This is a genomic window from Bradyrhizobium sp. 187 (assembly GCF_023101005.1).
In the GTDB taxonomy this organism is placed as follows: Bacteria; Pseudomonadota; Alphaproteobacteria; order Rhizobiales; family Xanthobacteraceae; genus Bradyrhizobium; species Bradyrhizobium canariense_D.
The window spans coordinates 3,284,550-3,307,328 of sequence record NZ_CP064693.1; the positions used below are offsets into that span (position 1 = coordinate 3,284,550).

Here is a 22,779-nt window from a genome sequence, read left to right on the forward strand (position 1 = left end):
GATCAGGTTAGCGCCTTGTGGGTCATGTAGAGCGCCATCAGCAAGATGAGGGCGATCATGACCCGGCGCAGCACCGATTTGCTGACGCCATTAGCCGCGCGTGCGCCGAGATCGGTGCCGACCCAGAGGCCGGCAAGGATGCCGATGATGGCAGGCCAGCCGACCATGAGGCCCTTGCTCCAGTAGATCCAGGCCGCCGGAATATTGGTCGGGATGACCGAGAAGACGAGGCTGACGAGCTGGGCCTGATGCTGCGGCACCCGCAGGCCCGCCGCGAGCCCGACGGTGATCGCGAGCCCACCGCCGATGCCCATGAAGCCGGAGGAAAATCCGGCAAGCATGCCGATGAGGAGCAGCGGCAGCCAAGGCAGCTTGTCTCGGTCGCAGGTCTCATTGCTTTTCTCCTCGCGGTCGCTGCGCAGGATCAGGAGAGCGATCAGCGCGACGAGATAGACGACGTAGGTCCATTGCAACACCGAGTCGGAGACTGCGGCCGCAGCGTAGCCGCCGCCGGCACCGCCGAAGAGAAACCCGATGCCGATCCAGACGATCCACAGCAACGGGCTGCGATTGCCGCTCTGCCAGTAGCGGCGAACGCCCGCGAGTCCCGTCGGTGGAACCTGCGTGATCAGCGATGTCCCCTGGGCGACGTGTTGCTCGGCGCCCAGTAGCAGTACGCTGAAAATCACGAGGCCGCCTCCGGGACTCGTGCCCATGAAGCCCGATGTCAGCCGCCGATGAGGCCGACCCCAATCCTGCGAGCAGGTCATGGACCCACGACATCGCTCAGCTCCTGGTCCGTCGCTTGACGTCGGCCTTTGTGGTGCGAAATCCATCGATCACGCTGGTCACGGCCGCCATGCAGGCCTCGATGTCAAAATCCTGGCCCCAGCATTTTTGCAGCACAAAACCCTGGAAGATCGCGATCAGCACGCGCGCGATCGCTTCCGCACCGAGATCGCGTTTGATGAGGCCGCCATGCTGGCCCCGCTCGACCAGGGCGACGATCAGGGCGCGGGGTATGTCGATGCCTTCCACGACGCTGGTGCGGACGCGGCGGTTGCGTAGGGCTTCGGCCCAGCCATGGATGCCGACACGGCGGCGCGCTTCGCCGGCGGAGTCGGTGAGCCATTGCGCGTAGACGCCGACCAGCGCGTGAAGTCCTTCGATCGGATCGCCGGATCCTTGCGCGACCGAATTGAGCACGGCCTCGCGCCGATGCCGGTCGTCGGCGAGTGCCTCGATCAGATCGTCCTTGCTCTGGAAGTAGAGATAGACCGCACCGTGGCTCAGCCCCGACCGTTTGACGATGTCGGCCATCCCGGTCTGGTGAAAACCGTCCTCGGCGAAGCAGGCAAGGGCGGCTTCGAGAATCTGCTGCCGCCGGCCTTCACGTTGCTTGTCGCTGATTTTCGGCATTCGGCCATCCACAAAAAACTGACAGATCAATCGTTTAGTCGTTCTGCAGGACAAGCGGTTCCGTAGCACTGGATAAGATAAAAAACGATCAGTCAGTCATTTTAGCTCAAAGAGTATCGTGGTCAAGCCCGAGGAACCGGGGGCCGGGAACGAGGAGGTGAACCTTAAAGGGCGCCCCCGGCGGCCAGGAACCGCCCCTTGAGCGCGCGGTGCTAGAACAGCCGTCCGCCGTTCGGCACGGGCTTGCTCGGCTGCACCAGCACGACCTTGCCGTCGGCATCGGGGAAACCGAGGGTCAGCACCTCCGAGACAACGGGGCCGATCTGGCGCGGCGGGAAATTCACGACCGCAGCCACCTGTTGGCCCACTAGCGTTTCAAGCGGATGATTTTCGGTGATCTGCGCCGAGCTCTTGCGCACGCCGATCGCGGGACCGAAGTCGATCCACAGCCGCCAGGCCGGCTTGCGCGCCTCGGGGAACGGCTTTGCATCGACGATGGTGCCGACGCGGATATCGACCGCGAGAAAAGTGTCGAAGTCGATGGTCGGCGATGCGGTCGCGGCTGGATCGTGGGTGACGTGCATGGAGTGTCCGTTCGAAGAGCTGGCATCGTTTTCGCAATATTGTCGCGCGAACCGGAGTTGCGTACAACGCCTTGGGATCACGATACGACGCATGCGCGAGGAACGCTTTGCCCAACATCATCTACGGCATCAAGAACTGCGACACCATGAAGAAGGCGCGCGCCTGGCTCGACAGCCATGGCGTCGCCTACGCGTTTCACGACTACAAGACGGCGGGCGTGGAGAAGGACAAGCTCAAGCAGTGGAGCGAGAAGGTCGGTTGGGAGACGCTGCTCAACCGCGCCGGCACGACTTTCAAGAAGCTGCCCGATGCCGACAAGGAAGGCCTCTCCGAGAAAAAGGCGCTGGCGTTGATGCTAGCGCAACCATCGATGATCAAGCGGCCGGTGCTTGAAGTCGGCGGCAAGCTGCTGGTCGGCTTCAAGCCGGAGATCTATGCCAAGGAAGTCACGACCAAGGAAGCCGCCGCCAAATCGCGCTGACCGCTAGTTCAGCTCGATGATCTCGGTGGGAACACCTGAGCCCTGCTGGTCCGCGAACTCGACCAGTTCGGCCGGCGCGATGCGGCCCGGGGTGCGATGGAACAGGTCGTGGTCGATCACCGCGCGCAATCTCGGGCGCGGCAGCGCGTCATTTCCGCGCATCAGATTCTTGATCTCGAAGCCGCCGTCCTCGCAGAAGGTCTTGAGCGACGCGATGATGTGACAGACCTTGCCGTCGCTCTGGAACGGCAGCAGCAGGCGCTCATAGGCGACGATACGGCCGTAGATGTCATCGACGTCGGCAACGCTGTAGACAGGCAGCCCACGCGCCACGCATTCATGATAGACCGGCATCACCAGGGGCGCGAGACGCGGCCCGATATAGTCGTCGAGCAGAACGCCCTTGCCGGTGTGTCCATAGGCGCGCGAGATGCGCGTGCCTTCGCTCTGGATGGTCAGACGCGGTGTCGGCATCGACGCATCCACCGTATAATAGATCAGATCGGAGAGCTCTTCCTCGAGCCGCGCAGGTTGGTACTCCCAGATCGCCGGGGCCGTCTGCTCGCGCGCATAGAGCCGCAGCCACGTGTTCAGGAGATCACGCTGCCTGATCGACTTGACCACGGAAGGAGCCGCGCTTGCAAAATCCAAGACAATATTCCCGGCGAATAGAAATTCCGGACGCATGAAACCCGCGCATGATCCTCGCTGCGGGAAAATTTTCTATGAAGGCTGGCGCATGGAACGAAAGACCGTTAACGACGGCTTGATGACCGGCGCTTTGCGAACCGGGAAGCCGGGCAGGCGCGACATCAAAACATGTCCGACTAAGGGAGCATAAGTCTCCCGGCCGGAGGCCTGACCTGCTCAGCTTTCCGCCTTGCCTAACCCCCGTCACCTCCGGCATATTCCGCGCCCGGAGGCGGCGTTCCGGATGGGCTCCAGGGAGTGGCTCCAAGGGCCTCCGGAAAGCCGAAGCAACAAGGATAGCCACGCGCGTTGTGCGGGCAGGGGGAAAACTGTTTGGCCGATGAGTTCATTCTCGAAACGGAAGGCTTGACCAAGGAGTTCGCGGGCTTCTTCGCCGTCCGCGACGTTGCGCTCAAGGTTCGCCGTGGGAGCATTCACGCGTTGATCGGCCCGAACGGCGCCGGCAAGACGACGTGCTTCAATCTTTTGACCAAGTTCCTCAAACCGTCTGCCGGAAAAATCCTGTACAAGGGGCAGGACATCACCGCGATGGCGCCCGCCGACGTGGCTCGCCTGGGGCTGGTTCGCTCGTTCCAGATCTCGGCGGTATTTCCCCATCTCACCGCGCTGGAAAACGTGCGCGTCGCGCTTCAGCGCCAGCACGGCAGCTCCTTCGATTTCTGGCGCTCCAAGTCCGTCCTCAACCAATTCAACGATCGCGCGCGCGAGCTGTTGAACGATGTCGGCCTCAGCGAGTTTTCCAATACGCCCGCGGTCGAGATGCCCTACGGGCGCAAGCGCGCACTGGAGATCGCAACCACGCTCGCGCTCGACCCGGAGATGATGCTGCTGGACGAGCCGATGGCCGGCATGGGCCACGAGGACATCGACAAGATCGCGGCGTTGATCAAGCGCATCTCCGCGAAATACACCATCCTGATGGTCGAGCATAATCTGAGCGTCGTTGCCAATCTCTCCGACATCATCACCGTGTTGACGCGCGGCCAGGTGCTGGCGCAAGGCCATTACAGCGAGCTCACCAAGGACGAACGCGTCAAGGAAGCCTATCTGGGAGCCGGTCATGGCTGAGACTGCAACGGCGGAAGCTCCCGCAAAGGCCGCGAGTGGGGGCAACCTCCTCCAGGTCCGCAACCTCGAAGCTTGGTACGGCGAGTCCCACATCCTGCACGGGATCAACTTCGACGTGAACGCGGGCGAGGTCGTCACCCTGCTCGGGCGCAACGGCGCCGGCAAGACCACCACGCTGAAGTCGATCATGGGCATCATCGGCAAGCGCACCGGCTCGGTGAAGTTCAATAACCAGGACATCATCCGCACGACCTCGGACAAGATCGCGCGGATGGGAATCGCGTTCTGCCCGGAAGAGCGGGGAATTTTCGCCAGCCTCGATGTCCGCGAGAACCTGCTGCTGCCACCGGTGGTGCGTCCCGGCGGATTGCCGCTCGAGCAGATCTTCGATCTGTTTCCGAACCTGAAGGAACGGCTCAACAGCCAGGGAACCAAACTCTCCGGCGGCGAGCAGCAGATGCTCGCGATCGCGCGCATCCTGCGCACCGGCGCGAACTTCCTGATGCTGGACGAGCCGACGGAGGGTCTCGCGCCCGTCATCATCCAGCAGATCGGCCACACCATTGCGCGGCTCAAGAAGGAGGGCTTTACGATCCTCCTGGTCGAGCAGAACTTCCGGTTCGCATCCACTGTCGCTGACCGCTATTACGTGGTCGAGCACGGCAAGATCATTGACGGATTTTCCAATGCGGAGCTCGCCGCCAACATGGACAAGCTCCACACCTATCTCGGTGTCTAGAACTGCCAACAAGAAGATTCATAGGGAAGTAGCATGATGACAAAGTCGATTGCGTCGTTTCTGCTCGGCACGGCGCTGGCCGTGACCACCGCGGGCGTAGCCTTCGCGCAGGACAAGACCGTCAAGATCGGCGCGCTGTCCGATCAGTCCGGGCTCTATGCCGATCTTGGCGGGCCGGGCTCGACGCTCGCCGCGCAGATGGCCATTGAAGATTCGGGTCTGGCTGCGAAGGGCTGGAAGATCGACATCATCTCGGGTGATCACCAGAACAAGCCCGACATCGGCACCGCGATCGCGCGGCAATGGTTCGACGTCGACAAGGTCGACCTCATCGTCGACGTGCCGAATTCCGGCGTGGCGCTCGCGGTCAACAACGTCATCAAGGAAAAGAACGGCGTCTATATCAACTCGGGCGCGGCGACCTCGGATTTGACCAACGCGCAGTGCTCGCCCAACACGGTGCACTGGACCTACGACACCTACATGCTTGCCCACACCACCGGCCAGGCGCTGGTGAAGGCCGGCGGCGACACGTGGTTCTTCCTGACCGCGGACTACGCCTTTGGCGCGGCGCTGGAGCGCGACACCACCGCTGTCGTTACCGCAAATGGCGGCAAGGTGGTCGGCGGCGTCAAGCACCCGCTGAACACGCCGGACTTCTCGTCCTTCCTGCTGCAGGCGCAGGCTTCCAAGGCCAAGATCATCGGCCTTGCCAATGCCGGCGGCGATACCACCAACACGATCAAGCAGGCGGCCGAGTTCGGCATCGTCAAGGGCGGCCAGAAGCTCGCGGCGCTGCTGCTGTTCCTCACCGACGTCAAGGCGATCGGGCTCGAGACCGCACAGGGCCTCAACTTCACCGAGACCTTCTACTGGGACATGAACGACCAGACCCGGGCGTTCTCGAAGCGCTTCGCCGAGAAGATGAAGAACAACGCGCCGCCGACCATGGTGCAGGCCGGCGTCTATGCGGGCGTGCGTCACTATTTCAAGGCGCTGGAAGCGCTCGGCGGCAACCCGCATGACGGCGTCAAGGTCGTCGAGAAGATGAAGTCGATGCCGACGGAAGACGATCTGTTCGGCAAGGGCGAGATCCAGCCCAACGGCCGCACCATCCACAATGCCTATCTGTTCGAGGTGAAGAAGCCCTCCGAGTCCAAGGGACCGTGGGACTTCTACAAGCTGGTCGGCACGGTGCCGGGCGACCAGGCCTTCACGCCGCTGTCCGAGAGCAAGTGCGCGCTCTTGAAGAAGTAAGCTAACCGCCCGCAGGCCATCAGGCCTGCGGGCGACTTTCAGGGAACGCCGAAGGGACCAGGTGCGGGATCGATGCAGGCTCTTTACGCTCAGCTACTGGTAGGACTGATCAACGGCTCGTTCTACGCGCTGCTCAGTCTCGGGCTTGCCGTGATCTTCGGCATGCTCAACATCATCAATTTCGCCCATGGCGCGCTCTACATGATGGGCGCGTTCGTCGCCTACTTCCTGCTGAACCTCGGCGGCATCAACTACTGGTGGGCGTTGCTGCTTGCGCCTGTTATCGTCGGCATCTTCGGCATGATCCTGGAACGGACCATGCTGCAATGGCTGACCGGGCTGGATCATCTCTACGGCCTGCTGCTGACCTTCGGCATTGCGCTGATCGTGCAGGGCGTGTTTCAGAACTACTTCGGCTCCTCCGGCCTGCCTTACGCCATTCCGGACCAGCTCAAGGGCGGCATGAATCTCGGCTTCATGTTCCTGCCGGTCTATCGCGGCTGGGTCGTCATCTTCTCGCTGGTGGTCTGCATCGCGACCTGGTTCCTGATCGAGAAGACGCGGCTCGGCGCCTATTTGCGCGCCGCCACCGAAAACCCGACGCTCGTGCGCGCCTTCGGCGTCAACGTGCCGCGCATGATCACGCTGACCTACGGCCTCGGTGTCGGCCTTGCAGCGCTCGCCGGCGTGCTGTCGGCGCCGATCAACCAGGTGCGGCCGTTGATGGGCGCCGACCTCATCATCGTGGTGTTCGCGGTGGTCGTGATCGGCGGCATGGGATCGATCATGGGCTCCATCATCACCGGCTTCGCGCTCGGTGTGATCGAAGGCCTGACCAAATATTTCTACCCCGAGGCCTCCAACACCGTCGTGTTCGTGCTGATGGTGCTGGTGCTCTTGGTGAAGCCAACGGGATTGACGGGAAGGGCGGCCTGATATGACAGCCTTGACGGACGACACGCTGCCGGTAACCCCGCGCGCGATCCGCGACGAGATGATCGTGTTCGTGGTGATGGCGCTGCTGCTGGCTTCGGTGCCATTCACGGGGGTCTACCCGTTCTTCGTGATGCAGGCGCTGTGCTTCGCGCTGCTCGCCTGCGCCTTCAACCTGCTGATCGGCTACGGCGGTTTGCTGTCCTTCGGCCATGCGATGTTCCTGGGCACGGCCGGCTATTGCAGCGCGCATGCGCTGAAAGTATGGGCGCTGCCGCCGGAACTCGGCATCCTCGTCGGGGTCGCCGGTGCCTTCGTGCTCTCGCTCATCACGGGCTATATCTCGATCCGCCGCCAGGGCATCTATTTCTCGATGATCACGCTGGCGCTGTCGCAGCTCTTGTACTTCATCTACCTCCAGGCGCCGTTCACCCATGGCGAAGACGGCATCCAGGGCATTCCGCAGGGACGCATGTTCGGCGTCTTCGATCTGACCAAGCCCACCGTGCTCTACTACGTGGTGCTGGTCGGTTTCCTCGCCGGCTTCCTGCTGATCTTCCGCATCATCAACTCGCCGTTCGGCGAAGTCCTCAAGGCGATCCGCGAGAACGAGCCGCGCGCGATCTCGCTGGGTTACCGCACCGATCAGTACAAGTTCCTGGCTTTCGTCCTGTCGGGCACGCTGGCCGGCTTTGCCGGTGCGCTGAAAGTCTTCGTGGCGCAGAATGCCTCGCTCACCGACGTGCACTGGTCGATGTCGGGCGAAGTCGTGCTGATGACGCTGGTCGGCGGACTCGGAACCGTCTTCGGTCCCGTGGTCGGTGCCTTCGTGATCATCGCCATGCAGCAATATTTGGCGGGGTTCGGCCAATGGGTGACCGTGATCCAGGGCTCGATCTTCGTGATCTGCGTGCTCACCTTCCGCCGTGGCGTCATCGGCGAAATCGCGCATTACTTCCGGCGGTCGCTGTAAGTCATTGATATAATAGAAGATGTGTTGACGCGCGAAAGCGGTGGATGATCCGGCTCCACGGGCGTGAGGTGGCACGCGCGTGGATCGAAAATGGTCTATGACAGTTTCATGACGGCCCGCTTGGGCCAGGCCATCATCCAACCGGTAGTCTCTCCCCCATGATGCGATTGTTTCGCGCTTTCCTGCCGAAGGAAGAACGGTTCTTCGACCTGTTCGACCGCCACGCCCAGACCGTGATCCAGGGCTCGATCGCGCTCCAGAGCATGCTCAACGGGGGCGAGGAGACGCCGGTCTATTGCCAGCGCGTCAACCAGTTCGAGAACGATGCCGACAACATCACCCGTGAGGTGCTGACCGCGGTGCGCCGCACCTTCATCACCCCGTTCGACCGCGGCGACATCAAGAACCTGATCACCTCGATGGACGACGCCATCGACCAGATGCAGCAGACCGCCAAGGCCGTGATGCTGTTCGAGGTCCGCAGCTTCGAGCCGCCGATGCGGGAGATCGGCGGGCTTCTGATCGAATGCGCCAATCTGGTCGGCCGCGCGCTGCCGCTGATGCAGAAGATCGGTCAGAACGTGGCCATGCTGACCGCGATCACGGAAGAGCTTGGCAAGCTGGAAGGCCGCGTCGACGATCTCCATGATATCGGGCTGAAGGAACTGTTCCTCAAGCATCGCGGCGGCAACGCGATGGACTTCATCGTCGGCGCAGAGATCTACGACCATCTCGAGAAAGTCGCCGACCGCTTCGACGACGTCGCGAACGAGATCAACAGCATCGTCATCGAGCAAGTTTAGGGCAGGGGCCACGCCGTGGATGTTGCGCTGGGTCTTCCCGTCCTGGTCGGATTGATCGCCGTCGCGCTGCTGTTCGACTTCCTGAACGGCCTGCACGACGCCGCCAATTCGATCGCGACCATCGTCTCGACCCGCGTGCTGCGGCCGCAATACGCGGTGTTCTGGGCCGCGTTCTTCAACTTCGTCGCCTTCATGGTGTTCGGGCTGCACGTTGCCCAGACTATCGGCACCGGCATCATCGATCCCGCGATCGTGGATGCTCAGGTGATCTTCGCCGCGCTGGTCGGCGCCATCGTCTGGAACCTGGTGACATGGGCGCTCGGCATCCCATCGTCCTCGTCTCATGCATTGATCGGCGGCTTGTTTGGTGCCGGCGTGGCCAAAGCCGGCCTTTCAGCGGCGGTCTGGAGCGGGTTGTCCAAGACGGTGATCGCCATCGTGCTGTCTCCGCTGGTCGGCTTCCTGCTCGCGATGGTGCTGGTCGCGATCGTCTCCTGGGCCTCGGTGCGCTCCACGCCCTTTGCCGTGGATCGCGCCTTCCGCATCCTGCAATTCGCCTCCGCCTCGCTCTATTCGCTCGGCCATGGTGGTAACGACGCTCAGAAGACCATGGGCATCATCGCCGTGCTGCTCTATTCGCAGGGCCAGCTCGGCGGCGAATTCTTCGTACCCTTCTGGGTGGTGCTCTCGTGCCAGGCCGCGATGGCGATGGGGACGCTGATGGGCGGCTGGCGCATCGTCCGCACCATGGGCCTGCGCATCACCAAGCTGACCCCGATGCAGGGCTTTTGCGCCGAGACCGGCGGTGCCGCGACCCTGTTCATGGCGACCTTTCTCGGTGTTCCGGTCTCGACCACCCACACCATCACCGGCGCCATCGTCGGCGTCGGCGCGGCCCGCCGCCTCTCGGCGGTGCGCTGGAACGTCGCCAGCTCGATCGTCTATGCCTGGGTGATCACGATGCCGGCCTCGGCCATCGTCGCCGCACTGAGCTGGTGGGCGGTCAAGATCTTCGTCAGGTAACCAGCTTCAGTCCGACAATGCCGGCGACGATCAGCCCGATGCTGGCGAGGCGGAACGCGGTGGCCGGCTCGCCGAACAGGATGATGCCGAGCGTCGCGGTGCCGACCGCACCGATGCCGGTCCAGACCGCATAAGCGGTTCCAATCGGCAGCGATTTGAGAGCGAGCCCGAGCAGGATGATGCTGCCGGCCATGGCGCCGAGCGTGAGGATTGACGGAACGAGCCTGGTGAACCCCTCGGTATATTTGAGGCCGATCGCCCAGGAGATCTCCAGCAGACCGGCGACGAACAGGATGCTCCAGGCCATGACGACCCTCCATTCAAGGCAGGGTCGTCCCCGCGACTGGTGTGCTGATAGCAAGGGAAGGCCGTCCCTCCCAACCCAAGCCCGATATGGGGCTGGCCGGAAGCCTCCGCAATCACCAGATCAGGCTTGATCAGGCTCATTTTCCCTGCCAAACGCTGCCGCAATGTCCGACATCGCCACCACAGCCGAATCGACGGCCCGTTCCTCGCTTGCCGCTGAAGTGTCGCGGCGGCGTACCTTTGCCATCATCTCGCATCCGGACGCCGGCAAGACCACGCTGACCGAAAAGCTGCTGCTGTTCGGTGGCGCCATCAATCTGGCCGGCCAGGTCAAGGCCAAGGGCGAGCGGCGCAACACGCGTTCGGACTGGATGAAGATCGAGCGCGAGCGCGGCATCTCGGTCGTGACATCGGTCATGACTTTCGAGTTCGAGGGCCTCGTGTTCAACCTGCTGGACACACCGGGCCACGAGGACTTTTCGGAAGACACCTATCGCACGCTTACGGCGGTCGATTCCGCCGTCATGGTGATCGACGCCGCCAAGGGCATCGAGGCGCGCACCCGAAAGCTGTTCGAGGTATGTCGTCTTCGGGATATCCCGATCATCACCTTCATCAACAAGATGGACCGCGAGAGCCGCGACGTCTTCGAGCTCCTCGACGAGATCGAGAAGACGCTGGCGCTCGATACCACGCCGATGACCTGGCCTGTCGGCCGCGGCCGCGAGTTCCTCGGCACCTATGACGTCGTCAATGGCGGCGTGCGCCTGCTCGAAGGCGGTGGCGCCAAGACCGGCGCGGCGCAGCAGATCGAGATCGCCGAGCTCGCCAAGCTCAATGCCAATCTCGACGTGTCGGCGGTCAAGGACGAGCTCGAGCTCGTCACCGCGGCTTCAAAACCGTTCGAGCTCGAAGCGTTTCGCGAGGGCCATCTGACGCCGGTTTATTTCGGCAGCGCGCTGCGCAATTTCGGCGTCGGTGACCTGCTGCAAGGACTCGGCAAGTTCGCGCCCGAGCCGCGCGCGCAGGAGAGCGACCAGCGCAAGGTCGAAGCCACCGACCCGCGCATGAGCGCCTTCGTGTTCAAGATCCAGGCCAACATGGATCCCAACCACCGCGACCGCATCGCTTTCGCCCGCCTCTGCTCCGGCAAGCTGAGCCGCGGCATGAAGGCGAAGCTCGTGCGCACCGGCAAGAGCATGCCGCTGTCCAGCCCGCAATTCTTCTTCGCGCAGGACCGTTCGGTTGCGGACGAGGCTTATGCCGGCGACGTCGTCGGCATTCCCAATCACGGCACGCTGCGCATCGGCGACACGCTGACCGACGGTGAGGATTTCAACTTCGTGGGCGTGCCGAGCTTTGCGCCGGAAATCGTCCGCCGCGTGCGTCTCACCGATACCATGAAAGCGAAGAAGCTGAAGGAAGCGCTTCAGCAGATGTCGGAAGAGGGCGTGGTGCAGGTATTCCGCCCGCGCGACGGCGCACCGGCGTTGGTTGGCGTCGTTGGCGCACTCCAGCTCGACGTGCTGAAGGCCCGGCTGGATGCGGAATATTCCCTCCCAGTCGAATTCGAGGTCAGCGAGTTCCAGCTCGCGCGCTGGGTCTCTTCGGACGACCGCAAGAAGCTCGATACCTTCATCGCTGCCAACACCTCCAGCATCGCCGACGATGTCGACGGGGATCCCGTCTATCTGGCGCGGAACGAGTTCTATCTCGGCTACACAAGGGAACGTGCCGAGGGCATCGAGTTCACCAACGTCAAGGACGTCAAGAAGAAGGGCTAGGGCGTAGCTCCGTCCGCTCCTCACCCTCCGCTGTCATGCCCCGGCTTGACCGGGGCATCCAGTACGCCGCGGCTTCCCGGCTCAATCACAGACGTCCCGGAGTACTGGGTCGCCCGGTCAAGCCGGGCGACGACACCGAGGTTGAACGCGAGCACGTGAACGCCGGCGATCTTGACGTTGTCGGAGGTAATGCCACGTTTTACTCTTGCGGTATTGTGAGATCGCATGATGTGGCGCGGCATCCTTGTTTTTCTCCTGCTGGCGATCTCGATCGTTGCCGCCGACGCGCGGCCGCGACAGATCAACCCAATTCCGTTTTCGCACGAGCCATGCAGTGTGCTCGACGGCCGGCCCTGCACGCCGTCCTATTGCAGCCCGCTTGAGCCTGGTCCCTGTATTCCCGAGATCGACTATCCCTATGGGCAGAACCTCCAGCTCACGATCCAAAGCGTGCCAGCGGACGCCGATCGCGCCAAATATCAGAAGCCCGATCACGATCTCGATACGATCGGCGATCTCTTCGCCGAGCTGCGCACCTGCTGGTCACCGCCATCGGACAATGCGCGCGCGGGCATGCAGATCGCCGTGCGTTTCAGCTTCAACAAATCGGGCGGCCTGATCGGCCCGCCGCGCCTGACCTATGCGACCGCAGGCGTCCCCGCCGAGACGAGAACCTCCTACCTCAATGCGATCAATTCATCGTTGAACGCCTGCCTGCCGCTGAAATTCACCGGCGGCCTTGGCGGTGCCATCGCCGGGCGGCCGATCGCGATCCGGTATGTCGACAATCGCGAGATCGGCAAGTAGCGCATCAGTTGCGACCCGCGGCCAATCGATGATACGCCATGGGCTGGGGCGCTGGTTGAGGGGAGAATCTCGTGGGTCTGCTGGTTATGATCCTGGGGCTTGCGCTGTTTTTTGCGGCGCATGTGTTCACGACGAAACGCGATGCACGCGCGCAGGCCATCGCGAGAGTGGGCGAGGGGACCTACAAGATCCTCTATTCGCTTGCCTCGCTTGCGGGGCTCGCACTGATCATCTGGGGCTTCGCGCATTATCGCGCGACCGGCTGGATCGACGTCTGGTATCCGCCGAAGGCGCTGAAGCACATCACGCTCGCACTGATGCTGCCCGCGGTCATCCTGGTGGTTGCGTCCTATCTGCGCGGCCGCATTTACGCGACACTGAAGCATCCGATGCTGGCCGGCATCAAGCTGTGGGCGGCGGCGCATCTTCTGGCCAATGGCGATCTCGGCTCCATCATCCTGTTCGGGTCCTTTCTGGGCTGGGCGGTGTATGACCGCATCACGCTGAAGCGTCGCACCGATGGCGGCGGTCCGCCGATTCCGGTCGGCGGCGTCACCAACGATCTGATCGCGGTCGTGGTTGGAATCGTCGCTTATCTGGCGCTGGCTTTTGCGTTCCATCCCGTCGTCATCGGCGTTCCCGTGATGGGCGGCTAGCCGATCAGCACAAGACAGGACCGCATGCCCGTGCGCGGAAGATAACGAAAGTAACAAGCCAAGGGCAATCCGATGGACTGGCCGCATTCTCAGATCCCGCCAATGCGGTTCGAGGCGCGCTTCGGCGATCGGGTGGTACCGGCATTTTGCGATCGGCCGTCGAGCCTGTGGGCGATGATTGCGGACGCCTGCGCCCGCAATCCCGACGGCGAAGCGCTGATCTCAGGCGGTGTCCGGCTGAGCTGGCGGCAGGCCGTCGAGCAGGCTGCGCGGATCGCGGCGGGATTTCGCAAGCTCGGATTGCAGCGCGGCGATCGTGTCGCGATCCTGCTCGGCAACCGCGTCGAATTCCCGCTGCTGCTGTTTGCTGCCGCGCATGAGGGGCTTGTCACGGTGCTGCTCAGCACGCGGCAGCAGAAGCCGGAAATCGCCTATGTGCTCGCCGACTGCGGCGCCAAGATCCTGATCCACGAGGCGGCACTTGCGGAGCGGCTGCCGGACGCACTGGACGTGCCCGATGTGATCGACCGCATCGCCATCGACCACGATCCGGCTCTGTCGGATTTCGCGGTGCTCGTCGACAACGCCCCGGCCGCGGCGCCGGTCGAGACGAGCGAGGAGGACACCGCGATGATCCTCTACACCTCGGGCACGACAGGCAAGCCGAAGGGCGCGATGCTGGCCCATTGCAACATCGTCCATTCCTCGATGATCTTCATGTCCTGCCTGCAATTGACGGCGGCCGACCGTTCGATCGCGGCAGTGCCGCTCGGCCATGTCACCGGCGTGGTCGCCAACATCACGACGATGATCTGCTGCGGTGGCGCGTTGATCATCATGCCGGAGTTCAAAGCCGGCGAATATCTCAAGCTCGCCGCGCGCGAGCGCGTCACCTACACGGTGATGGTGCCGGCGATGTACAATCTGTGCCTGCTCCAGCCCGATATCGAGAGCTACGATCTGTCGAGCTGGCGCATCGGCGGCTTTGGCGGCGCACCGATGCCGGTTGCCACCATCGAGAAGCTCAAGGCGATCATTCCCGGCCTCGCGCTGGCGAATTGCTACGGTGCGACCGAGACCACGTCGCCGTCCACGATCATGCCGGGCGAGTTGACGGAAAGCCATATCGACAGCGTCGGACTGCCGTGTCCGGGTGCACGCATCCTGGCGATGGACGCGGACGGGCGTGAGCTGCCGCCTGGGGAAATCGGCGAGCTCTGGATCCAGAGTGCCTCCGTCATCAAGGGCTATTGGAACAATCCGAAAGCCACGGCCGAAAGCTTCACCAGCGGGTTCTGGCATTCCGGCGATCTCGGCTCGGTCGATGCGGAGGGATTTGTCCGGGTGTTCGACCGGCAGAAGGACATGATCAATCGGGGTGGCCTCAAGATCTATTCGGCCGAGGTCGAATCGGTGCTGGCCGGCCATCCCGCCGTGGTCGAGAGCGCGATCGTCGCCAAGGCCTGTCCGGTGCTGGGCGAACGCGTCCACGCCGTGGTGGTGGCGCGTGCGCCGGTGGACAGCGAGGCCTTGCGCGCCTGGTGCGCGGAACGGCTGTCCGACTACAAGGTCCCGGAGACCATGGTGATCACCGCGGAGCCGCTGCCGCGCAATGCCAATGGCAAGGTGCTGAAGCGACAGCTGCGGGAGCTGTTGGGAAATTGACCCGGGGAGGCGGTCTCTCGGGCTGTCCCGGGTGGTTAACACCTTGATCGGGCTCGCTTTGCCTTGCCACCGCCATATCGTTAGGGTACCCCGCCGCCACGTGGGGACGGGATTCCTGACGCGAACGCTTTGGCGCGCGCACCCGGACGGGCATGGGATTAGCATAAGTGTCTGAATTATTTGACGAAGTCGACGAGGAAGTACGTCGCGAACAGCTCAAGAAGCTGTGGGATAAATATTCGATCGTCTTTATCGCACTGATGGTGCTGATCGTCGCCGCCGTGGGTGGCTGGCGCGGTTACCAATATCTTGAAGCCAAGAAGGCTGCCGAGGCCGGTGCTGCCTTCGAGAAGGCCGCTGAGCTGTCCGAGCAGGACAAGCATGCGGAGGCCGAGGCGGCCTTCACCGAGCTCGCTGCCAAGGCTCCATCGGGCTATCGCACCCTGGCGCGGCTGCGTGCTGCGGCCGAGGCGGCGGCCCGCGATCCCAAGGCAGGCGCCAAGCTGTATGACGACATCGCCGCCGACCGCAGTGTAGGCGGCGAGTGGCAGGATCTGGCAAAGATCCGCGCCGCCGGTCTCCTGCTCGACAGCGCCGGCTATGCGGACATGCAGCAGCGGCTGGAAGCCTCGACCGCACCCAAATCGACCTTCCGTCACACCGCCCGCGAGATGCTGGCGCTGTCGGCCTGGCGCAACAACGATGTGACTGCGGCCCGCAAATGGCTCGACGCGATTGCCGAGGACGGCGAAACGCCGCCCGGCCTGCGCTCACGCGCCGAGGCGCTGCAGGCCCTGCTGCCGCCCGTAGCGAAGAGCTGAGCCGAGAGCTGAGACGAGATACCGACATGCGCCGCACGCCACGCTTGATCGCAACCGCCGTCCTGATCGCCTTCACGGGCGTGCTGGGCGGTTGCTCCAGCTTCGATCCGAGCGACATGCTCGACTTCCTCGACACCAAGAAGAAGCTGCCGGGCGACCGCAAGCCGGTGTTCCCGGAAGGCGTGCCCGGCCTCGAGCAAGGCGTTCCGAAGGATATGTACAAGGGCGCCCAGCAACAGCCCGATCCGAACGGACCCGCCGTTGCGGCTCTGCCCACCGAGCCTGCGCCCGAGCCGAAGCCGGCGAAGGGTGCCAAGGCGAAAAAGACCAGGCAGCCGGCCACCGCAGCCGTCGCGCCGGCTGAGGCGCCCGCCGGCGAAGTCGACGGCGAGGCCCAGCCCGAGGCCGCGCCGCCCGCGGCCACGCCGCCGCCCAGGCAGAAGATCGTGCGCAAGCGCACCACCGCGCCGCCGCCCGATCAATCCGTCCAGCAGGCGCAACCGACCCAGACCACCCAGCAGCAAACGCAGGGCGCCTTCCCGGCGCCCATGCCGAGCGGCAGCTTCTCGCGCTGATTTTTTCATTTCATTGACAGGCGCGGCTCCGGCAGCGCACGAATGACCCATGTCCTTTAAGATTGCCATTATCGGCCGACCCAATGTCGGCAAGTCGACGCTGTTCAACCGTCTGGTCGGGCAGAAGCTCGCGCTTGTCGATGACCTCCCCGGCGTCACCCGCGACCGCCGCGAGGGCGAGGCCAGGCTCGGCGATCTCGACTTCACGATCATCGACACCGCCGGCCTCGATGAGGGTGCCAAGGGCTCGCTGACCGCCCGCATGCAGGAGCAGACGGAGGCCGCGATCGCACAGGCCGACGCGCTGTTCTTCGTGATTGATGCCCGCATGGGCCTCACGCCCAACGATCGCGCCTTCGCCGATTTCGCCCGCAAGGCCAACAAGCCGGTGATGCTCGTCGCGAACAAGAGCGAAGGCAAGCACGGCGATGCCGGCGCGATGGAGGCTTTCGCGCTCGGCCTCGGCGATCCCATCCAGATCTCGGCCGAGCATGGCGAGGGCCTGGGTGAGCTCTATGACGCCTTGAGAGAGCTGATGCCGGAGCCCGTCGAGGAGGATGAGGTCGAGGACGACGAGCCGCTGACGGAGGAAGAGGCGGCCACGCGTCCGATCCGGGTCGCGATCGTCGGCCGGCCCAACGCCGGCAAGTCGACGATGATCAATCATCTGCTCGGCGAGGAGCGCCTGCTGACGAGCCCGGAGGCGGGTACCACGCGCGATTCCATCGCGGTCGAGATCAACTGGAAGGGGCGCGAGTTTCGGGTGTTCGACACCGCAGGTCTGCGCCGGCGCTCGCGGATCGAGGAGAAGCTCGAGAAGCTCTCGGTCGCCGACGCACTGCGCGCGGTGCGCTTTGCCGAAGTCGTCGTGATGATGATGGATGCGCAGAACCGCTTCGAGGAGCAGGATCTTCGCATTGCCGACCTGATCGAGCGCGAGGGTCGGGCCGTCGTGCTCGCCGTCAACAAATGGGACCTGATGGAAAGCAAGGGCGGCGGCGCGATCTCGAACCTGCGCCGCGATGCCGATCACTTGCTGCCGCAGATCAAGGGCGTGCCGATCGTCGCCGTCTCCGGCTTGATGGGCGAGGGCATCGATCGATTGATGCAGGCGATCCAGGATGCCTATGCGCTTTGGAACAGGCGTGTGTCGACCGCGGCGCTGAACCGCTGGTTCGAGGAGGCGGTCCAAGCCAATCCGCCGCCGGCCGTGTCCGGACGACGACTCAAGCTGAACTACATCACGCAGACCAAGGCCCGCCCGCCAAGCTTCGTGTTGTTCTGCTCGCGTGCGGACGCGGTACCGCAGTCGTATCTGCGATATCTCACCAATTCGCTGCGTGAGGCCTTCGAGCTGCCGGGCACGCCGGTGCGCATCACCTTGCGCGAGAAGGCCAATCCGTTCGCCCACAAGCGCAAGCGGCCGTCGTGAGCAACGACGCCGGCGAGGCGATGGCGCAGGGCGCAGCGCCAGTCCGGCGCGGTGCGGTCGCCTTCATCTTCGTCACCATCCTGCTCGACATGCTCGCGCTCGGCGTGATCATGCCGATCCTGCCAAAACTGATCGAGAGCTTCGTCGACAACGACACGGCCCATGCGGCCCGCATCTTCGGCCTGTTCGGCACCGCCTGGGCGCTGATGCAGTTCGTATTCTCGCCGGTGCTCGGCGCGCTGTCGGACCGCTTCGGGCGGCGGCCGGTGGTGCTGCTGTCGAATTTCGGGCTCGCGGCAGACTATGTGCTGATGGCGCTGGCGCCGTCGCTGGTCTGGCTGTTCGTCGGCCGCGTCATCTCGGGCATCACCTCGGCCAGCATCTCGACCGCCTTTGCCTATATCGCCGACATCACGCCGCCGGAGCGGCGCGCAGCGGTGTTCGGCAGGATTGGCGCTGCATTCGGCGCCGGCTTCGTGCTGGGCCCGGCGCTGGGCGGCCTGCTCGGCGATATCGATCCGCGCCTGCCGTTCTGGGCCTCGGCGGCCTTGAGCTTCGCCAATGCGCTCTATGGGCTCTTCGTCCTGCCGGAATCGTTGGCGCCGGACAAGCGCGCGCCGTTCCGCTGGAGGAGCGCCAATCCGCTCGGAGCGCTCCGCCTGCTGCGTTCCAACGCGGTGCTCGCCGCGCTGTCCGTCGTCAATTTCATCGCGCAGGTCGCGCATGTCGTGTTGCCCTCGACCTTCGTGCTCTACGCCACTTATCGCTACGGCTGGGATTCGAAAACCGTGGGGCTGACGCTGGCGATGGTCGGCATCTGCGCGATGGTGGTGCAGGGGCTCGCGATCGGCCCGATCGTGCGTGTGCTCGGCGAGCGGAACGCCTTGTTGCTCGGCCTGTGCTGTGGCGCGATTGGCTTCGTGATCTTCGGCGCGGCGCCGACCGGGCCGCTGTTCTGGATCGGCATTCCCGTGATGTCGCTGTGGGGCATTTCGGGCGCCGCCATGCAATCGCTGATGACGCGGCTGGTCGCGCCGGATCAGCAGGGCCAGTTGCAGGGCGCGACCGCGAGCGTGCAGAGCGTGTCGCAGCTCGTCGGCCCGTTCCTGTTCACGCTGACGTTTTCATATTTCATCGGCGCCAGCGCGCCGTGGCAGCTGCCCGGCGCGCCGTTCCTGCTCGCGGCGGTGCTGATGGTGGCGTGCGCGGCGATCGCGGTGCGGGCGCTGGCTGTCGCCAAGGGGCCTTGAAGAGGGCCGTCATGGCCGGGCTTGTCCCGGCCATCCACGTTCTTCGTCCGGTCCAGAACGTAGATGTCCGGGACAAGCCCGGGCATGACGTCGTGGAGGCAGTTGCGCAATTGCTACGCCCTTACTTCTTCACCAGCGGGCACTCGCTGTCCTTGAGCGGCTTGGCCGCGTCTTCCGCCGCGATCGTGGCGATCTGCTTGTAGTAATCCCACGGTCCCTTCGATTCGTCGGGCTTCTTCACCTCGAACAGATAGGCCGGGATGAGACGACGCCCATCCTCGCGCAGCGGACCCTTGCCGAACAGCGGATCGTCGGTCGGAAGCTCCTTCATCTTGGCGACGACCTTGGCGCCGTCATGCGGATTGCTGCCGAGCGCGTCCATCGCCTTGAGATAATGCAGCACCATCGCGTAATTGCCGGCCTGCGTCATGGAGGGCATCGCATTCTTGTTGGCCAGCGCCGAGAATCGCTTCGACCAGGCGCGGGTCTGCTCGTTCATGTCCCAGTAGAAGGATTCCGTGAAGGTCAGGCCCTGGGCGGTCTTCAGACCCAGCGAATGCACGTCGTTGATGAACAGCAGCAGCGCCGCGAGCTTCTGCCCGCCCTGCACAATGCCGAACTCGGCGGCCTGCTTGATCGAGTTCGTGGTGTCGCCGCCGGCATTGGCAAGGCCCACCACCTTGGCCTTGGACGATTGCGCCTGCAGCAGGAAGGACGAGAAGTCCGCGGTATTGATCGGATGCTTGACGCTGCCGAGCACCTTGCCGCCGTTCGCAGTCACGACCGCGGTGGTGTCGCGTTCGAGCGCATGGCCGAAGGCATAATCTGCGGTCAGGAAAAACCAGCTGTCGCCGCCGGCCTTGGTCAGCGCCTTGCCGGTGCCGTTGGCCAACATGTAGGTGTCGTAGGTATAGGAGACCGTGTTCGGCGTGCAGGCCTTGCCGGTCAGGTCGGCGGAGGCCGCGCCGGAATTGAGCAGCACCGAGTTCTTTTCCTTGACCAGGTTGCTGACCGCCAGGGCGACACCGGAATTCGGCGTGTCGGCGATCGCATCGACCTTGTCGTTGTCGATCCATTGCCGGGCAATGTTGACGCCGACGTCCGGCTTGTTCTGATGGTCGCCGCTGATGACGTCGATCTTCCAGCCCTTCTTGAGCAGGCCGGAATCCTCAACGGCCATCTTGATTGCGACCACGGAGTTCGGGCCGCCGATGTCGGCATAGAGGCTCGACATGTCGTTGAGCACGCCGATCTTGACGGTCTTGTCTTGAGCGAAGGCGGATGTGGCAAAACCGAAGGCGGCACAGGCCAGAAGGGCCGCGGAGCGGCGCGCGAACGTCGTCGTCATAAAAGGTTTCCTCCATTGTCAAACATGCGGACGGCTCTCTTAAACGGAGCCTTGTTCCGGCTGATGGCTCTACCGTGTCCCACGGCCGGCGGCAATGCGCCTAAAGCCGGATGACGCTGCGTCGCAGCGTCCTCCCTCGGTTAACTTTTGGGCAAAATGCGTCGAGACGCTATTTCAGCGCGTCCGATGTCAGCTTGAATTTCTGGATCCGCTTTCCGGTGTCGACCTCGGCGGTATAGACGTTACCCTTGGCGTCGATCGCCATGGCATGCACCCAGTGGAATTGTCCGGCATTGCGGCCGTTGTGCCCGAAGCTGCCGACCACGCTGCCGTCCTCGCGCCTGATCACCCTGATCTCGTTGTTCTCACCGTCGGCGCTGAGCAGCCAGGTCTGCTTCGGATCGGGCCAGATCGCGATGTCCCACACCGCGCCGTTGCCGAGCGTGTTCTTCTCGAAGAAGAACTCCTTCACGAAGGTGCCGTCCGTCTTGAACACCTGGATGCGGTTGTTGATGCGATCGCAGACGTAGACAAGCCCGTCATTGGCGAGCTTCACGCAGTGGACGGGATTACCGAATTGCTGCGCAACCGGCGCTTTGGGATCGTAAGGAGCCTGCTTGGTATCGTCAGGCTTGTTGCCGTAGGCGCCCCAGTGCCGCTTGTAGGCGAGCGTGGTCGCATCGAACACGATGACGCGGCGATTGCCGTAGCCATCGGCAACGTAGATTTCGTTGGCGGCCTTGTCGATCGCGGTCTCGGCGGGCTTGCCGAGCTGGGTCGTGTCGCTGCTGCCGAGGCTCGGCGCGATCTTGCCGATCTGGGCGACGAACTTGCCGTCGAGCGTGAATTTCAGGATGGCGTTGTCATTGTCGGCATTGCCGCCGACCCAGACGAAGCCGCGCTCGTCGACCTCGATGCCGTGCTCGCGGCCGACCCATTCATAGCCTTCGCCCGCGCCGCCCCACGATCGCAGCAGATTGCCATCCGTGTCGAATTCGAGCACGGGCGGCGCCGACACGCAGCATTTCGAGCGGGGCGGGGTGAGGCTCGCGCCTTTCTCGTCGTCGGTGAGCGAGCGTGGGCGATGGATCACCCAGATGTGGCCCTGCCAGTCGACGGTGATGCCGCCGACCTGGCCGAGGATCCAGTTGTTCGGCAACGGCTTTGGCCAGGAAGCATCGACCGCGAAGGTCGGGACGTCGCCGGCGGTTGCCGCGCCCGGAAGCGCGAACGCGACGGCCGCGATCAGGACGGAGAGGACGCGAGAGACATTTGCGAGCGCATGCGTAGAGCCTGCGCGATTCCGCCATGGCGCCATGGCAACCTCCCTTTATTGGCCTGCAGCTTGCTGCCGCTTGAGCGCGGGCAGTCAATCGCGGGGAGGCGGTCAAGTCAATCAGGCCGGGGAGCGGAAGCTCATCAAGGTCCGGGTCTTGTAGTCGTAGAACTTGCCGGTCTCGGTCCAATCCGGCGCGCACATCGGCACGATGAATTCGGCGACCTGCTCGGCTGTATCGAGCGTCGCCGGATCCTCGCCCGGCATCAGCGTCGCGCGCATCCGGGTGCGGACGGGGCCCGGATTGAACAGATTGACGCGCAGCTTGGTGTTCGCGGTCTCCTGCGCCCAGGCGCGCGCCAGCGTTTCCAGCGCCGCCTTGGAGGCGGCGTAGGGGCTGACATAGGCGGTCGCCTTGTTGGCCGCGCCGGAAGTGACGAACACCGCGCGGCCGGCGTCCGACTGCTTGAGCAGCGGCTCCATGCAGCGGATCAACTGGAAATTCGCGGAGACATTGACCGCCATCACGTCGGTGAAGGCCTTCAGCTCGATATGGCCGATCGGCGAGGAGGGGCCGAGCACGCCGGCATTGCCGACCAGGATGTCGAGCTTGCCGTAGCGTTCGTGCAGGCCGGCGCCGAGCCGCGCGATGCCGTCGGAATCGGTGAGGTTGAGCGGCACCAGCGTGGCGCTGCCGCCGTCCTTGCGGATCTCGTCGTCGAGCTCTTCCAGCCCGCCCTGCGTGCGCGCGACCGCAACGATATGCGCGCCGGCCCTGGCCAGCGCTTTTGCCGTGGCGAAGCCGATGCCGCGCGAGGCGCCGGTGACGAGAGCGATGCGGTTGGCGAGGGGATTTGTCATTGAAAG

24 protein-coding genes and 1 pseudogene are annotated in these 22,779 nt (G+C 63.9%); 16 read left to right on the plus strand and 9 right to left on the minus strand.

The genetic code is table 11. From position 1 onward, the window contains the following. Nucleotides 1–2: 2 nt before the first annotated feature. From IVB19_RS15540 to IVB19_RS15550, 3 genes and pseudogenes are all read right to left on the minus strand, one after another. Nucleotides 3–783, minus strand: a pseudogene (locus IVB19_RS15540) (sulfite exporter TauE/SafE family protein). Between the two features lie 3 nt (nucleotides 784–786). Next, nucleotides 787–1,419, minus strand: coding sequence for a TetR/AcrR family transcriptional regulator (locus IVB19_RS15545; protein ID WP_018459157.1), 633 nt, complete (start codon nucleotides 1,417–1,419; stop codon nucleotides 787–789). Nucleotides 1,420–1,631: 212 nt separating this feature from the next. Further along, on the minus strand, nucleotides 1,632–2,003 hold the full coding sequence (locus IVB19_RS15550; RefSeq protein WP_018459156.1) for a tRNA-binding protein: 372 nt from the start codon (nucleotides 2,001–2,003) through the stop codon (nucleotides 1,632–1,634). 107 nt (nucleotides 2,004–2,110) lie between these two features. Between IVB19_RS15550 and IVB19_RS15555 the strand changes: the two genes are divergently transcribed. Next, on the plus strand, nucleotides 2,111–2,485 hold the full coding sequence (locus tag IVB19_RS15555; protein ID WP_018459155.1) for an ArsC family reductase: 375 nt from the start codon (nucleotides 2,111–2,113) through the stop codon (nucleotides 2,483–2,485). Nucleotides 2,486–2,488: 3 nt separating this feature from the next. On the opposite strand, the gene IVB19_RS15560 is transcribed toward IVB19_RS15555, so the two are convergent. Continuing rightward, on the minus strand, nucleotides 2,489–3,172 hold the full coding sequence (locus IVB19_RS15560) for a PAS domain-containing protein (protein ID WP_018459154.1): 684 nt from the start codon (nucleotides 3,170–3,172) through the stop codon (nucleotides 2,489–2,491). Nucleotides 3,173–3,508: 336 nt separating this feature from the next. Here IVB19_RS15560 and IVB19_RS15565 point away from each other — a divergent pair, with 336 nt between their 5' ends. The 7 genes from IVB19_RS15565 (at nucleotide 3,509) to IVB19_RS15595 (ending at nucleotide 9,992) form a co-directional block, all read left to right on the plus strand. Then, nucleotides 3,509–4,264, plus strand: coding sequence for an ABC transporter ATP-binding protein (locus IVB19_RS15565; protein WP_018459153.1), 756 nt, complete (start codon nucleotides 3,509–3,511; stop codon nucleotides 4,262–4,264). Further along, nucleotides 4,257–5,003: an ABC transporter ATP-binding protein gene (locus IVB19_RS15570; RefSeq protein WP_007609233.1), complete on the plus strand. Its 747-nt coding sequence runs from the start codon at nucleotides 4,257–4,259 to the stop codon at nucleotides 5,001–5,003. Before IVB19_RS15565 ends, IVB19_RS15570 begins: the two co-directional genes overlap by 8 nt. Nucleotides 5,004–5,036: 33 nt before the next feature. Further along, nucleotides 5,037–6,260: an ABC transporter substrate-binding protein gene (locus IVB19_RS15575; protein ID WP_018459152.1), complete on the plus strand. Its 1,224-nt coding sequence runs from the start codon at nucleotides 5,037–5,039 to the stop codon at nucleotides 6,258–6,260. A 72-nt stretch (nucleotides 6,261–6,332) separates the two neighbouring features. Beyond that, nucleotides 6,333–7,196 (plus strand): branched-chain amino acid ABC transporter permease, encoded by an 864-nt coding sequence (locus tag IVB19_RS15580; RefSeq protein ID WP_018459151.1) that lies wholly within the window; start codon nucleotides 6,333–6,335, stop codon nucleotides 7,194–7,196. Between the two features lies 1 nt (nucleotide 7,197). Continuing rightward, a complete protein-coding gene (locus IVB19_RS15585) occupies nucleotides 7,198–8,166 on the plus strand; it encodes a branched-chain amino acid ABC transporter permease (RefSeq protein WP_007592084.1) in 969 nt (322 codons plus the stop codon). A 158-nt stretch (nucleotides 8,167–8,324) separates the two neighbouring features. Further along, a complete protein-coding gene (locus tag IVB19_RS15590; RefSeq protein WP_018459150.1) occupies nucleotides 8,325–8,969 on the plus strand; it encodes a DUF47 domain-containing protein in 645 nt (214 codons plus the stop codon). Nucleotides 8,970–8,984: 15 nt separating this feature from the next. Next, nucleotides 8,985–9,992, plus strand: coding sequence for an inorganic phosphate transporter (locus IVB19_RS15595; RefSeq protein ID WP_085395960.1), 1,008 nt, complete (start codon nucleotides 8,985–8,987; stop codon nucleotides 9,990–9,992). Here the strand turns inward: IVB19_RS15595 and sugE are convergent. Next, the gene (gene sugE / locus IVB19_RS15600) at nucleotides 9,985–10,299 is read right to left on the minus strand and encodes a quaternary ammonium compound efflux SMR transporter SugE (RefSeq protein WP_085395961.1); all 315 of its coding nucleotides are present in this window, start codon (nucleotides 10,297–10,299) and stop codon (nucleotides 9,985–9,987) included. The two genes, IVB19_RS15595 and sugE, sit on opposite strands and share 8 nt — an antisense overlap. 163 nt (nucleotides 10,300–10,462) lie before the next feature. On the opposite strand from sugE, the gene IVB19_RS15605 reads away from it, so the two are divergent. Beyond that, entirely contained in the window at nucleotides 10,463–12,082 is a 1,620-nt protein-coding gene (locus tag IVB19_RS15605) for a peptide chain release factor 3 (protein WP_247409759.1), read from the plus strand. 20 nt (nucleotides 12,083–12,102) lie between these two features. Here the strand turns inward: IVB19_RS15605 and IVB19_RS15610 are convergent, their stop codons facing one another. After that, nucleotides 12,103–12,324, minus strand: a complete 222-nt coding sequence (locus tag IVB19_RS15610) for a hypothetical protein (protein ID WP_157643098.1) — start codon at nucleotides 12,322–12,324, stop codon at nucleotides 12,103–12,105. On the opposite strand from IVB19_RS15610, the gene IVB19_RS15615 reads away from it, so the two are divergent. From IVB19_RS15615 to IVB19_RS15645, 7 genes are all read left to right on the plus strand, one after another. Next, a complete protein-coding gene (locus IVB19_RS15615; RefSeq protein WP_026233744.1) occupies nucleotides 12,311–12,889 on the plus strand; it encodes a UCP034077 family protein in 579 nt (192 codons plus the stop codon). The genes IVB19_RS15610 and IVB19_RS15615 overlap by 14 nt on opposite strands. Before the next feature lie 71 nt (nucleotides 12,890–12,960). Then, entirely contained in the window at nucleotides 12,961–13,545 is a 585-nt protein-coding gene (locus IVB19_RS15620) for an NnrU family protein (RefSeq protein WP_026233743.1), read from the plus strand. Nucleotides 13,546–13,617: 72 nt separating this feature from the next. Further along, entirely contained in the window at nucleotides 13,618–15,210 is a 1,593-nt protein-coding gene (locus tag IVB19_RS15625; RefSeq protein WP_247297483.1) for a class I adenylate-forming enzyme family protein, read from the plus strand. Between the two features lie 167 nt (nucleotides 15,211–15,377). Beyond that, nucleotides 15,378–16,031, plus strand: a complete 654-nt coding sequence (locus IVB19_RS15630; protein ID WP_018459142.1) for a tetratricopeptide repeat protein — start codon at nucleotides 15,378–15,380, stop codon at nucleotides 16,029–16,031. Nucleotides 16,032–16,057: 26 nt separating this feature from the next. Continuing rightward, on the plus strand, nucleotides 16,058–16,606 hold the full coding sequence (locus IVB19_RS15635) for a hypothetical protein (RefSeq protein ID WP_026233742.1): 549 nt from the start codon (nucleotides 16,058–16,060) through the stop codon (nucleotides 16,604–16,606). 49 nt (nucleotides 16,607–16,655) lie between these two features. Beyond that, nucleotides 16,656–18,038: a ribosome biogenesis GTPase Der gene (gene der / locus IVB19_RS15640; protein ID WP_018459140.1), complete on the plus strand. Its 1,383-nt coding sequence runs from the start codon at nucleotides 16,656–16,658 to the stop codon at nucleotides 18,036–18,038. Next, nucleotides 18,035–19,288 carry a TCR/Tet family MFS transporter gene (locus IVB19_RS15645; RefSeq protein ID WP_018459139.1) on the plus strand — a complete coding sequence of 418 codons (1,254 nt, stop codon included), beginning with the start codon at nucleotides 18,035–18,037 and terminating at the stop codon, nucleotides 19,286–19,288. Before der ends, IVB19_RS15645 begins: the two co-directional genes overlap by 4 nt. 121 nt (nucleotides 19,289–19,409) lie before the next feature. On the opposite strand, the gene IVB19_RS15650 is transcribed toward IVB19_RS15645, so the two are convergent. The 3 genes from IVB19_RS15650 to IVB19_RS15660 all read right to left on the minus strand — a co-directional run bounded on the left by IVB19_RS15650 (nucleotide 19,410) and on the right by IVB19_RS15660 (nucleotide 22,773). Continuing rightward, nucleotides 19,410–20,636: an ABC transporter substrate-binding protein gene (locus IVB19_RS15650; protein ID WP_018459138.1), complete on the minus strand. Its 1,227-nt coding sequence runs from the start codon at nucleotides 20,634–20,636 to the stop codon at nucleotides 19,410–19,412. A 169-nt stretch (nucleotides 20,637–20,805) separates the two neighbouring features. Next, nucleotides 20,806–21,954 carry an NHL repeat-containing protein gene (locus tag IVB19_RS15655; protein WP_247297480.1) on the minus strand — a complete coding sequence of 383 codons (1,149 nt, stop codon included), beginning with the start codon at nucleotides 21,952–21,954 and terminating at the stop codon, nucleotides 20,806–20,808. A 78-nt stretch (nucleotides 21,955–22,032) separates the two neighbouring features. Then, the gene (locus IVB19_RS15660; protein WP_018459136.1) at nucleotides 22,033–22,773 is read right to left on the minus strand and encodes an SDR family NAD(P)-dependent oxidoreductase; all 741 of its coding nucleotides are present in this window, start codon (nucleotides 22,771–22,773) and stop codon (nucleotides 22,033–22,035) included. Between the last annotated feature and the right edge of the window lie 6 nt (nucleotides 22,774–22,779).